The 13644-nt window shown below is 31.6% G+C and carries 13 protein-coding genes; 8 read left to right on the top strand and 5 right to left on the bottom strand.

What is annotated here, in order from left to right; translation table 11 throughout:
- Positions 1-32 precede the first annotated feature (32 nt).
- The 3 genes from porV (at position 33) to J3U20_RS03170 (ending at position 2845) form a co-directional block, all read left to right on the top strand.
- Entirely contained in the window at positions 33-1193 is a 1161-nt protein-coding gene (porV, locus tag J3U20_RS03160; RefSeq protein WP_105297060.1) for a type IX secretion system outer membrane channel protein PorV, read from the top strand.
- A gap of 88 nt (positions 1194-1281) precedes the next feature.
- Complete coding sequence (locus tag J3U20_RS03165; protein WP_160542372.1) at positions 1282-2295, top strand: DHH family phosphoesterase; 1014 nt, start codon at positions 1282-1284, stop codon at positions 2293-2295.
- Positions 2282-2845, top strand: a complete 564-nt coding sequence (locus J3U20_RS03170; RefSeq protein ID WP_160542373.1) for an FKBP-type peptidyl-prolyl cis-trans isomerase — start codon at positions 2282-2284, stop codon at positions 2843-2845. Before J3U20_RS03165 ends, J3U20_RS03170 begins: the two co-directional genes overlap by 14 nt.
- A 40-nt stretch (positions 2846-2885) precedes the next feature.
- Here the strand turns inward: J3U20_RS03170 and J3U20_RS03175 are convergent, their stop codons facing one another.
- The gene (locus J3U20_RS03175; RefSeq protein ID WP_255448173.1) at positions 2886-3914 is read right to left on the bottom strand and encodes a bifunctional riboflavin kinase/FAD synthetase; all 1029 of its coding nucleotides are present in this window, start codon (positions 3912-3914) and stop codon (positions 2886-2888) included.
- Between the two features lie 31 nt (positions 3915-3945).
- Between J3U20_RS03175 and atpD the strand changes: the two genes are divergently transcribed.
- Together atpD and J3U20_RS03185 are read left to right on the top strand one after the other, a co-directional pair.
- Positions 3946-5460 carry a F0F1 ATP synthase subunit beta gene (atpD, locus tag J3U20_RS03180; protein ID WP_105297063.1) on the top strand — a complete coding sequence of 505 codons (1515 nt, stop codon included), beginning with the start codon at positions 3946-3948 and terminating at the stop codon, positions 5458-5460.
- Positions 5461-5484: 24 nt separating this feature from the next.
- Entirely contained in the window at positions 5485-5754 is a 270-nt protein-coding gene (locus J3U20_RS03185) for a FoF1 ATP synthase subunit delta/epsilon (RefSeq protein WP_160542374.1), read from the top strand.
- 141 nt (positions 5755-5895) lie between these two features.
- On the opposite strand, the gene trmB is transcribed toward J3U20_RS03185, so the two are convergent.
- A complete protein-coding gene (trmB, locus tag J3U20_RS03190) occupies positions 5896-6567 on the bottom strand; it encodes a tRNA (guanosine(46)-N7)-methyltransferase TrmB (RefSeq protein ID WP_160542375.1) in 672 nt (223 codons plus the stop codon).
- 280 nt (positions 6568-6847) lie between these two features.
- On the opposite strand from trmB, the gene J3U20_RS03195 reads away from it, so the two are divergent.
- Entirely contained in the window at positions 6848-8026 is a 1179-nt protein-coding gene (locus tag J3U20_RS03195; protein WP_160542376.1) for an MFS transporter, read from the top strand.
- 150 nt (positions 8027-8176) lie between these two features.
- On the opposite strand, the gene J3U20_RS03200 is transcribed toward J3U20_RS03195, so the two are convergent.
- The 3 genes from J3U20_RS03200 to msrA all read right to left on the bottom strand — a co-directional run bounded on the left by J3U20_RS03200 (position 8177) and on the right by msrA (position 11125).
- Positions 8177-8764 (bottom strand): hypothetical protein, encoded by a 588-nt coding sequence (locus J3U20_RS03200; protein WP_105297090.1) that lies wholly within the window; start codon positions 8762-8764, stop codon positions 8177-8179.
- Positions 8765-8841: 77 nt separating this feature from the next.
- A complete protein-coding gene (guaB, locus tag J3U20_RS03205; RefSeq protein ID WP_160542377.1) occupies positions 8842-10302 on the bottom strand; it encodes an IMP dehydrogenase in 1461 nt (486 codons plus the stop codon).
- Between the two features lie 244 nt (positions 10303-10546).
- Entirely contained in the window at positions 10547-11125 is a 579-nt protein-coding gene (gene msrA, locus J3U20_RS03210) for a peptide-methionine (S)-S-oxide reductase MsrA (protein WP_255448174.1), read from the bottom strand.
- Positions 11126-11493: 368 nt separating this feature from the next.
- Between msrA and J3U20_RS03215 the strand changes: the two genes are divergently transcribed.
- Positions 11494-11946, top strand: a complete 453-nt coding sequence (locus J3U20_RS03215) for a Fur family transcriptional regulator (protein ID WP_160542379.1) — start codon at positions 11494-11496, stop codon at positions 11944-11946.
- A complete protein-coding gene (locus tag J3U20_RS03220; RefSeq protein WP_160542380.1) occupies positions 11947-13623 on the top strand; it encodes an OstA-like protein in 1677 nt (558 codons plus the stop codon). It begins immediately after the preceding gene.
- Positions 13624-13644: the final 21 nt, after the last annotated feature.

Genomic DNA, 13644 nt, shown 5'->3' on the forward strand with positions numbered 1-13644 from the left:
AAAAATTTATATCATTTTAACTCAAATAGTTCATGAAAAAAAGAATTTTAATTCTGACGTTGTTATTATTTAGCGCCTTTAAGGCTCAGAATAGAAATTACGCCATAGTCACCGGAGCACCCTTTTTAAGAATATCACCGGATGCTCGTTCTGGCGGTTTAGGTGATCAAGGGGTGGCAACTTCACCCGATGGGTTCTCCCAATTTTGGAACCCTTCAAAATATGTTTTTGGAACTAGTTATTCCGGAGTAGGTCTTTCATATACTCCCTATATGAATAAACTAACTAGCGATGTATTTTTATTAAACGGAACTTTTTATACATTCCTCGGTGAAGAAGAAAGAAGCACATTAGCCGCAAGTATTTATTATTTCAACATGGGTGAAATCCAACTTAACGAATTATTGGGAAATAACATTGTTGAAAAAGGTATTTCTAAACCCAATGAATTTGCATTAGATGTGTCTTATGGACTTAAATTAGCGGATGTATATTCCATGGCGGTTACCGCAAGGTACGTTCGTTCCGATTTATTTAACAATGTTGATAATTCATCTGCCCAAACAAAGGCTGCCAATACATTTGCAGTTGATGTAACCGGATATTTCCAATCTGAAAAAAGCAGTTCTTTCGGCAATTATGAAGGAAGATGGAGAGCTGGTTGGGGATTATTTAATATGGGACCTAAATTAGATTACTCTGACAGCAAAGAAAATTCCAGCTATTTGCCTACTAATTTAAGATTAGGTGTGGGTTATGACCTATATTTCGATGACGATAATAAATTGGGATTGACTTTTGAAGCTACAAAATTACTTGTTCCTGCACCCGAAGAAGTTAAAAATCCCGACGGTAGCATAACATATCAAGTTCCCGATAAAAGTTTTATTTCCGGAATGTTTAAATCATTTAGTAATAAAGATGTGGGCAAAGAAATTACGTACAGTATTGCTGGTGAATATACTTTCAATAACGCATTTGCTTTTCGTACCGGTTATTTCTACGAAAATCCTGACAAAGGAGGAAGACAATATGTAACACTGGGAGCAGGTCTTAAATATCAATCGTTCGGTATTGATTTTTCTTATCTGATTACAACTTCAAGTGTTAATAATGCTTTAGACAATACATTACGATTTGGATTGACGTGGGATTTTGGTGGTGATGCAACCAATGCTTACGACAATTATTAAAATTTCAACTAAAATATCTAACCTATAGTAAGAATCACTCTGTATAAAAGAGTGATTTTTTTTACATTTACCAAAATTATATAGTACGATGTTTACACCTGAAAAACTCAATGAATTAAAACAATTAATAAAAACAAAAAAAAATATACTCATTTTGGCTCATCAGAATCCAGATGGTGATGCCATTGGTTCTTCTTTAGGGTTATATCATTTTTTACGTACCCTTGGAGTTCAATCCACGATAATTGTACCGAATGAATTTCCTAAATTTTTAAAATGGTTGCCGGAAGCCAAAAATATAATTATAGGTGAATATCGGGTAAAATTCGTTGAAATAGCTTTTAGAAATGCAGATTTAATTTTCTGTCTTGATTTCAATACTTCTTCAAGGATTAATCAATTGGAAACAAAATTAAATGAATCAAGAGCCGTTAAAGTGTTGATTGATCATCATCAAAACCCGGATAATTTTGATTACATATATTCAGATACTTCTCAACCGGCTACTTGCCAAATGATTTATAAATTTATTGATGCCTTAGGTGAAGTATCAAAAATCGATGAAAAAATAGCAACTTGTCTATATACCGGAATTTTAACTGATACCGGAAGTTTTCGGTTTAGAAATACCACCGCTGAAACTCATAAAATTATATCCGTATTTTTGGAAAAAGGAGCTAAACCGGATCTTATAGCTTCCAATATTTTTGATTGTAATACACCGGAACGACTAAAACTTTTAGGCTGTGTTTTAGAATCCATTGAACTTATTCCTAATAAAAATACTGCAATATTGTATGTAACCAGAAACCAATTGTTAGAATTGGGTTATCAAAAAGGAGATACGGAAGGATTTGTTAATTACGGGCTTTCCATTGTAGGCATTAAGTTTGTTGCATTTTTTATGGAAGATCTGCAAAATGATTTTGTTAAGATTTCTTTCCGTTCCAAAGGTAATTTTGACGTTAACGCGTTTTCTCGAAGCTATTTTAATGGCGGTGGACATATTAATGCTGCCGGTGGCAGAAGTGATCTTTCTTTAAAAGATTCTATTTCAAGATTTAAAAATATAATTGAAAACGAAATCCATGAAATTTCTTAACATTGCAATTATATATTCATTTTGTATAGGCATTTTATTCTCGTGTCAGAAAAAAGAAATTTTCCTTCCGGTTACTAATTCAAAATCTGCATACGGCAAAAAATTATTAGAAAACTCTAAAGCTAGAGAAGATAAGGAAAGGGATTTCTTGCAAAACTGGATTAGTAAACGAGAGGATTCTTTACATGTAAAATTTGTGCCTACTTCTTCGGGTATTTGGATTCGATTTATTTCACATAAAAAATCTCCACAACCTAAAAATAATAGTTGGATTAAATATTCTGCTGAAATAAAAACACTTTCAGGAGATGTAATTTATTCTTTTGATGAGTTTGGTGAAAAGCAGGGAGTTTTAGGAAAATTTAAAGAGATAAGAGGAATTGAGTCAGCATTGTTCATGATGGAAAAAGGAGATATAGCTGAAATAGTCCTCCCTTCCTTCACTGCCTATGGTTTATATGGTGATGAAAATAAAATTGGATCGAATGTTCCCCTCTTAGTAACCCTGACTTTAATCGACATTAAACCTTTATCGAAATTATCGAAATGATTATCTTATAAAATTTGGGCGGTTACACTTATTTTAAAAATTAATTATATAAATCTTTAAAATAGTTTTGTGTATTTTTTTTATCCAAAGTTAATCTAGCCTTAAGTTCATCTAATGAAGAAAATTTGATCTCATCACGAGCTCTATCATAGAAATAAATTTCAATTTCTTTTCCATATAAATCCCTATCAAATTCAAGTATATGAACTTCAATTTGTTTTTGTAAACCTTGTATGGTAGGACGCATTCCTATGTTCATCATCCCGTAAAAAAATTCATCTTTAATCTTAACTTTCACATAATATACCCCATTTTTTGGACATATCTTGTGTGGATCAAATTCAATATTTGCAGTAGGAAAACCGATGGTTCTTCCTATCTTATCACCGGTAACCACTTTGCCCTTCATGAAAAAATTATATCCTAAATACTCGTTTGCTTTACCTATTTTACCTTCGCTAATTTTATTTCTAATTTTAGTGGAACTGATTACAGAAGTATATCCACTTACTGAAGGAAGTTTGTAAAGAGTAAATCCAAATTGTTCGGAATATGCTTGCAAGCGTTCGTAATTTCCATCCCGATTATTTCCAAATTGATGATCATAACCAATAACTAATGAATGTATGTGTAATTGGGATACTAATAGATCTCTAACAAATTCTAAGGCACTTAACCGGCTAAACTCTTTCGTAAATTCTTGTACAAATAAATGCTGCACATTAAATTTTTCCAAAAGTTGTATTTTTTCATTTAAAGTAGTTAAAAGTTTAAGTTCAGTCGTGGGTTGTAAAACGAATCGGGGGTGTGGATTGAATGTCATAACTGCTGTTTCAGCTCCCTCTTTATTTGCAATATCATGCAAATAGTTTAAAACAAACTGATGGCCCAAATGCACTCCATCGAACATACCTAAAGTTAGTATAATTTTATTTTCTTTAGCTACTCTGAAATTTTTAGTATGAATATTCACCGATAATGAAAACAAATTGTCTGCAAAAATATGATATTTTTTTGGTTTTTTTTCAACGCCTATAAGCTTTAAAATAGTATATTTGTAATTCCACAAAGGAAATGTAATTATTTGAATTTTAAATTATATGGTAACGGAAAATAAAGGTAAAATATCTCAGGTAATAGGTCCGGTTATAGACGTTGTTTTTGATGATGTAGAACAACTTCCCAATATATATGATGCTTTAGAAGTTATTAAAGACAACGACGAACCCAATTTAGTACTGGAAGTTGAGCAACATATAGGTCAAGATACAGTTAGATGTATCGCTATGGATGCTACTGATGGCTTATATCGAGGTCAGGAAGTTATAGCAACCAATAAACCTATAACGGTTCCTATCGGTGAAGAAATTAACGGACGTTTATTCAACGTTATCGGAAAAGCTATTGATGGTATCGGTGATGTACCCAAAACCCATGAATTACCTATACACAGGCCTTCTCCGAATTTTGAAGATATTTCTACTTCTGCAGAAGTTTTATATACCGGTATTAAAGTTATCGATCTAATTGAGCCTTATTCCAAAGGAGGTAAAATTGGACTTTTCGGAGGTGCGGGAGTTGGTAAAACCGTATTGATTCAAGAATTGATTAACAATATTGCTAAAGGACACGGTGGGTTATCTGTATTTGCCGGTGTTGGAGAACGAACTCGTGAAGGTAATGACCTATTACGGGAAATGTTGGAATCTAAAATTATCTCGTATGGAGATGAATTTATGAAATCCATGGAAGAAGGCGGATGGGACCTTTCAAAAGTTGATTTTGAAGCTTTAAAATCATCGAAAGTTGCCTTTGTTTTTGGCCAAATGAATGAACCTCCCGGTGCTCGTGCCAGAGTGGCTCTATCCGGTTTAACCTTAGCTGAATATTATAGAGACGGATTAGGAGCCGGAAAAGGTCGGGACGTATTGTTTTTTATAGATAATATTTTCCGTTTTACTCAAGCCGGATCGGAAGTTTCTGCTTTATTAGGACGTATGCCTTCTGCGGTAGGATATCAACCTACCTTAGCCAGTGAAATGGGTGCACTTCAAGAAAGAATTACCTCAACCAAAAACGGTTCTATTACATCTGTTCAGGCGGTTTATGTTCCGGCAGACGATTTAACTGACCCTGCCCCTGCAACTACATTTGCTTATTTGGACGCTACTACTGTATTAGACAGGAAAATTGCTTCATTGGGTATCTATCCGGCCGTAGATCCACTACAATCTACTTCGCGAATTCTTTCTCCTGAAATTTTAGGAAATGATCACTATGAATGTGCTCAAAATGTTAAGGAAATCCTTCAAAGATATAAAGCTTTACAAGATATTATTGCCATCTTAGGTATGGAAGAATTGAGTGAAGAAGATAAATTAGTGGTTTATCGAGCTAGAAAAGTACAAAGATTCCTTTCACAACCTTTCCATGTTGCTGAACAGTTTACGGGAACTCCCGGTGCATTAGTGGATATTAAAGACACGATTAAAGGGTTTAATATGATTCTTAATGGAGAATTGGATCAATATCCGGAAGCTGCCTTTAACTTGAAGGGAACTATCGAAGAAGTTATTGAACATGGCGAAAGACTATTAGCAGAACTAAAAAAATAATTTGTTGAATAATTTTAAATCTTGATGAAAATACAAATACTTACTCCGGAAGAGGTTATTTTTGACGGTGAAGTTTCATCTATAACAGTTCCCGGTTCATTGGGTGAATTTCAAATGTTGGAAAACCATGCTTCTATTGTTTCTACTCTTGAACCCGGAATCATTAAGCTTGAAAATGTAAGTTCTTCTTCCAACGCTACTAAATTAAAGAATGATGGCAAATACCAAACATTCACTATTAAGAGCGGATTATTAGAATTTAATAATAATAAAGGTATAATACTTTGTGATTAAAATATTTATACAATAATATTATAATAACATAAAAAAGGATTGAATAACAATCCTTTTTTTATTATATATAATTTACATTTAGAGTATCTAGTTAAGATATTTATAATAGGTTAATCATATAGCATGAAATTCCGTTTATAGTTATATTTTAAAATTCAAATAGGTGATAGGTTTACCTTCTTTTAAAAACATATTCTCATAAAAAGTTTTTATTTCTCTTACGTAAGAAGGTAATTCGTATTCCGGCGCTCCATAAATATCATGGTGAGAAGATAACACGGTATATCCCAAACCATGTATTAATCCGTTGGCATAACCATGTAAAAATTCACTATCCGTTTTTAAATGGATACTACCTCCTTCTTTCATAATTCTTTTATATTTTTCAAGAAAAATAGAATTTATTAATCGGTGCTTTGTCCTTTTATATTTAATTTGTGGATCCGGAAATGTTATCCAAATTTCATCTACTTCTCCGGGAGAAAATACATGTTCAATTAATTCAATTTGAGTGCGCAAAAAACCAACATTTTTTATTTGTTGTTCTATGGCTGTTTTTGCTCCTCTCCAAAAACGTGCTCCTTTAATATCTATTCCTAAAAAGTTTTTATCAGGAAAATGTTGCGCTAAACCAACGGAATATTCGCCCTTTCCACAACCCAATTCAATGATTATGGGATTATCATTTTTAAAAAATTCTTCTTTCCATTTACCTTTATAAAGAAAATTAGAAAGTATTTCATCTCTCGTAGGCTGTATTACATTATTAAAAGTCTTGTTTTCAGCAAATTTACGAAGTTTATCCTTGCCCATAATTTAGTATTGAATGTACAAAAATAACTATATTCGTACACATTTCAAATTTCTTTATTGTTAGCTAGTTTCATAATGTGACAATAAATGAATACCCCTAAATATAATTAAGATCTGCTAACTAAAAACGTTTCCTTTTAAATCTTCTTAAATTTCTTTAAAATTCATTAAAATATTAAAATTAAAGTTTCAATTATTATCGTATTTATTAATTCATTCATAAAAAATTTCATATACTTAAAATTAATTTAATATTTTTATGGATTAAACACTATTATCAATGAAACTTTCTCAACCAAAACTTACTCCTAAAATACTTTGGCTTATGGCTATTAGTTCAGGACTAGTAGTAGCAAATAACTATTATAACCAACCATTATTGGGTTTAATGGCCAAAGATTTTAATGTCAGTGAATCAAAAATAAGCGGTATAACCATGTTTACGCAGATCGGCTACGCTTGTGGACTATTTTTTCTGATTCCTTTAGGTGACATGTTTCGTAGAAAAAAAATTATTCTTATTGATTTTATATTCATTATTAGTAGTTTATTAGCTATGGCTGTCAGTCCTTCCATAGAATTATTATTTCCTATAAGTTTTATAATAGGTTTTACCTCAGTTATTCCTCAATTGTTTATACCCATGGCTGCAACTTTGGCAGCTCCGGAAGATAAACCTAAAGCCGTAGGATTTGTGATGAGCGGATTACTCATCGGTATATTGGGATCTAGAGTTTTAAGTGGATATATCGGCGATATTTTAGGATGGAGAGAAATGTTTTATATCGCAGCTATATTAATGGGTGTTGTGTATCTTTTGATATATTTTAATTTACCGGAAATCTATCCGAATTTTAAAGGAAATTATAAAAAGTTAATGCTTTCACTCGTTGAACTTTTTAAAACAGATTCATCATTACGCTCTACCGCTTTACGAGGAGGACTTAGTTTTGCTTCTTTAAGTGCTTTTTGGACTCCTTTGGTTTTCCATCTTGAAGAAAATTTTCATTTAAGCGACGGAACAGCAAGTAATATAGCCGGAAAATTTGGCTTAGTAGGTGCATTTGGAGCTCTGGCTGCTGCCCTCATGGGAAAAGTTATATCTAAATTCAATAAAAATACAATACTTGTTTTTACTGCATTATTGATTTTACTTTCATGGATTATATTCTACTATGGAGGTTATTCTTATTTGGGTTTAACTATTGGGATCATATTAATTGATATTGGGGTGCAATCTACCCAAATTACTAATCAATCTATTATTTTTTCAAATCACCCGGAAGCAGGTAATCGTGTAAATACTATTTATATGACCAGTTATTTTATCGGTGGATCACTGGGAACCTTTATTTCCGCCTATGCTTTTGAAATTTATAATTGGACCGGTGTGATTAGTGTGGGTAGTTTTTTCGCTATAATAATGTTAATATTCCATTTACTTTCAATAAAACGATAATGTATTGTTAGTTTATTTCTTTTGTAATAAAGATAGTATAAAATAAACAAGTAATATTTAATTCATTAAACCGGTGGTAACTGACTTTATTTCATAAAAAAAAACTCCTATTTTCTAGGAGTTTTAATTTTTTTTTTAACAGCAGCTAAATTATTTGGATTGTGGAATATAAATTTGAAATCCTAAACCAAAACCTAAACCACTTTGTTTGTTTCCGTTGTTAATATTTTGAATTGCAGCTGCATAGTTATATCCGATTGTACCTTCTAACGCTACAGAACGGGTAATAAAATGAGCGTAACCCACATTTACACCAAAGGCAAATCCACTGTCTGAGCTTCCGTTAACTGCTGCTCCTTTGAATCCAACATCACCTTCAGCAAAAAATCTTCCGGTTTCTTTAGCACCTTCAGGGAAGTAATACCTTACGAAGGGCATAACCCCATAGTTCCAAATAGGTTTTTCATCATCTTGAAATACTGCCCCGAAATCTATAGCTGCACCAACGGCTATTCCATGAGAAAGAAAATACCCAACTCTAGGAGTTAAATTAAATGAAAATCCTTTGTTTTCGAAATCATAGCCGAGATTTGTAATACCTGCTCCGGTCAACCAGCTTCCTTTTTGAATTGGTGTAGAACCTACGTTAGCCGAAGTTTGTGGTGTAGTTACAATCTGTGCATTTGATATTGCTATACTACCTAAAAAAATAGTAAACAATAAAAGTACTTTTTTCATAATTATTATATTATTTTTATACACCATAGTAAACGACAAAACCTATGCCAAAATTTTAACAAAATATTATATTTTTTTTAATTAGAATAATTTGGTGCTTCTTGAGTAATTATAACATCGTGAGGATGACTTTCTTTTAGTCCTGCTGAAGAAATTTTAACCATTTTACTTTCTTTTTGCAATTTTACTATATCTTCTGTACCGCAATAGCCCATACCTGCACGAATTCCTCCACATAATTGATAAACCACATCGGATAATTTTCCTTTATAAGGAACTCTCCCTTCAATTCCTTCCGGTACTAATTTTTTTGTTCCTGACTGGAAGTAACGATCTTTGCTTCCTCTTTTCATGGCAGAAATTGAACCCATACCTTGATAACTTTTGAACTTTCTTCCTTGAAAAATAATTTCATCTCCTGGTGCTTCATCAGTTCCGGCAAATAAAGATCCCAACATGACACAGGATGCACCGCTGGAAATAGCTTTAACTATATCACCCGAAAGTTTAATTCCTCCATCTGCAATTACCGGTATATGATGCTGATTGGCATATTCATAGACATTATATATGGCAGATAATTGTGGCACACCCACTCCCGCTACTACTCTAGTGGTACATATAGATCCGGGACCTACACCCACTTTTAATGAATTGGCTCCGGCTTCTATTAAATCTTTTGCCGCTTGTGCGGTAACTATGTTTCCACCAACAATATCTAAATCAGGAAAAGAAGCTCTGATTTCTCTGATTTTATTTAATACATTGATTGAATGTCCATGAGCGGAATCTACCGCAATTATGTCCACTCCGGCTTTAACTAATGCTTCGACTCTTTCTAAGGTGTCATCTCCTACTCCTACCCCTGCTCCCACTCTAAGTCTTCCTTCAGAATCTTTACATGAATTGGGATATTCCAACAAATTATCAATATCTTTTATGGTAATCAACCCTATTAATTTGTTGTGATCATCTATAATAGGTAGCTTTTCAATCCTATTATTTAATAATATTTGCTTGGCTTGTTCCAAAGAAGTATTTTTTGAAGAAGTAATAATATGTTCTTTGGACATGACATCTTCTACTTTCTGATTTAAATCCGATTGATATTTAATATCTCTATTGGTAATTATTCCGACTAAGGTATCATCTTCTTCTATTACCGGCAAACCGGATATTTTATATTCTCTCATTAACATAAGCGCATCCTGTAAGGTATGGTTTCGACTTAAGGTAATGGGATTGGAGATCATGCCGTTTTCTGACCTCTTTACTTTGTTAACTTCAACAGCCTGTTGATCTATCGGCATATTTTTGTGAATAAATCCAAGACCTCCTTCTCTGGCAAGAGCAATGGCTAAACCTGATTCAGTTACAGTGTCCATAGCTGCTGAAACTATTGGAATGTTTAATTGAATTCTTTTAGTTAACTGGGTTTTTAAATTTACTTGAGAAGGTAGAATCTCTGAATAAGAAGGAATAAGCAAAACATCATCAAATGTGATAGCTTCTTCTACAATTTTAGAACTAAGCGACATATTGTTTTTTGCCAAGCAAATATATAATTTTTTTTCTAAAAAAATAATTTAATTTTTTTAAAAAAGTATATAATCAAAATAATACATGATAAAATAATACGTAATTTTTTATAAAAAGACTAATTATTTATAAAAATAAATTAAATTGATATAGATATTTTGGATTTATTTTTATTAAAATTATAAATATTTTTTTCTACAATTTAAATTAATTCTTACTACAATTTTTTACATTGTGAATTTCTTACGCTTGATTTTTATCCACATTTCTTTTTTGATATTCTGCTTTCAGTTTATAATTAAATCTCGCTTTAAATTTTTGGATTTTAGGTGCAATCGTATAGCTGCAATAAGGTTGATTAGGATTTTGTTCGTAATATCTTTGGTGATAATCTTCAGCCGGATAAAATTCTTTAAAAGGTACTATTTCTGTCACATATTTACCTTTCCATAAGTCAGAAGATTCTGATTTTTTTAAAGATTCTTGAGCAAGAATTTTTTGTTCTTCGTTTCTATAAAAGATAACAGATCTATATTGAGTGCCAATATCATTTCCTTGTCTGTTTAATTGAGTCGGATCATGTAAAAACCAAAAAACATCTAATATTTCTGAAAAAGAAATTTCTTCAGGATCGTATTCAATTTCAATTACTTCCGCATGTCCCGTAGTGCCCGTACAAACATCTTTATAATTAGCATTTTCTTTTTTTCCTCCGGAATATCCTGCCGTAACCTTAGTAATACCGTTTAACATTTCAAAACAAGGACTTAAACACCAAAAACATCCTCCTCCTAATGTAATTTTCTCTAATTTTTTTCTCATTATATCCGTTTTCTTTTCTTGTGATTGATTGGTCTGACAACTAAACAAAAGTAAATTAATAGCATTAAAAAAAATAAATAATTGCTTTTTTATATTATTTGTTAGAACTAGTTGCATATTTATAAAACAGTTATAAAAATTTAAGTATTTAATATTATTCTTTATTAAACAAAAACTGTACTAAAATTTATTTTTTTTTAAATATTTTAGACAAACAAAAGGATTTATTTATATTTTTTTTTTGAATAAATAAATTATTCCATAAAAAAAATATTTATTTTGTTTAGGAAATCATTCTAAATTATGTTATAAGAAAGTATGATTAAGGTAATTAATTTGCTAACTTTGCATATTACCTATTCTATAACATGAGTACAGATACTGCAAATAAAAATTTTGAAATTGTTAAAGATGTTTTTATAAAATATTTAGAAGATCGAGGACATAGAAAAACTCCTGAAAGATTTGCTATCGTTGAGGAGATCTATTCAACAGATGAACATTTCAATATCGATTGGCTGTATATGAGAATGAAAGAAAAAAATTATAGAGTGAGTAGAGCCACTATTTATAATACCATTGAAATTCTTTTAGATGCCAAGTTAGTCCGAAAACATCAATTTGGAGAAGGACTTCAAGCTTTATATGAAAAATCATATTTTGCTAAGCAACATGATCATATTTTAATGATCGATTCGGGAGAAGTTATTGAATTTTGTGATCCTAGACTTCAAACAATTAAAGATTCTTTAGAAAAAATATTTAATATTGAAATCGAAAGTCATTCTTTATATTTTTATGCAAAAAAGAAAAGCAAGTAAATGAATTTAAAAATTATATTTTTTATTTTCTTCATATTCACAGGTGTATTTTTATTTTCTCAAGTTACCCCTCCGGCTCCTTCCAAAAAGGATAATCCCAAACCCATAAATCTTATCAATGCCGACATGGAAGAGGTGAATGAACATGTATTTAACGGAAATATTGTTTATTCAGGACATGTCATAGCAGAACACGAAACTTCTCATTTAGAAGCTGATTCAATCATTTATTTTAGCGATAAAAATTTTATTGAAGCAAGAGGAAATGTTTTTTTTAGGGATAAACAATCTACCTTGAATTGTAAAAAATTGACTTATAATGGAATAACCAGAAATGCCATCGCCTATCATAACGTAAAATTAGTTACCCCCGATCAAACGGTTGAAACCGAGGAAATGATCTATGATGCCAATCGGGATGTTGCCTATTTTGACAATTGGGGAACAGTTTATAAAGGCGAAAATATAACTCATACAAAAGTTGGAAAATATTTTGTTAAAGATAATCGAATTGAACTAGGGGATAATTCTACGTTAGAATCTCCGGAATATATATTAGAAGGATCTGATATTAAATACGATGCTAAAAATGAAATTGCAACATTTACTAAATTTACCCGCATAACCAATAAAAAAGATCCTACGGTTTACGTAACGGGAAGTACGGGTTCTTACAATACCAAAACCAAACAATCCGATTTAAAAAATGACGGAAAGGTTTATTACCAAGGGAAAATATTATCCGGCAATGATTTATTTTTTGATGAAATAAAAGGATTTGGTAGAGGAATTAAAAACGTTAAACTGGAAGAACCTAAAGAAAAAAGATTTTTAATCGGTGAATATGCTGAAGTATACCAATTTAAGGATTCTGCAATGATTACAGGAAGGCCTTATATGGTAAAAGCATTTACTAAAGATTCTTTATACATTCATTCCGATACCTTGATTGCCATTCAAGGAAAAGATAAAAAATCTACCATTCGTGGGTATCATAACGGAAGGCTATTCAAATCGAATGTTTCCGGAAAAAGTGATTCTCTGGTGTATCAAGAAACAATTGGAAGAATTGATTTTTATAAAAAACCCATATTTTGGTCAACAGGAGGAAGACAATTAACCGCAGATACTCTTTCTGCGTATTTAAATAGTTCCAGTCAAGCCATAGATTCCATTTATGGCAGATCCCATGCTTTTGTAATTAGCAAAGTAGATTCATTAAGTCCTAAATTGGAATTCAATCAAGCAAAAGGAAGAATGCTTCATGCCTATTTTCAAAATGAAGAGCTTCATTTAGTAGATTTAAAAGGTAATGCCGAATCCATCACTTATGTAGAAGAAGAATCTAAAACGAAAGGTAAACAACGGACGGGAATCAGCATATCTGTATGTGGAATTTTACAAGGTGAGTTTGTTGAACGCAAAATGGATATTGTTTCTTGTCAGCTCAGTGCAGAATCAAAATTATACCCTGAAAGTAAGCTTCCCGAGCAAAACAGATATTTACCTGAATTTGAATGGAGAGATGACGAAAGATTAAAAAAATGGCAAGATATATTTCCGGATGTCTTTCCCTATAATAAAACGAGCCTAGAAAAACCATTCAGCAACTATTGGAAGAAGAGAAAAAACAAAATGCAAAAGTCAGCAATCGATAATTATCAGATACCTATATAAATATCTATATTTGCATCTTAC

The organism is Apibacter sp. B3919 (assembly GCF_026537405.1).
GTDB lineage: Bacteria > Bacteroidota > Bacteroidia > Flavobacteriales > Weeksellaceae > Apibacter.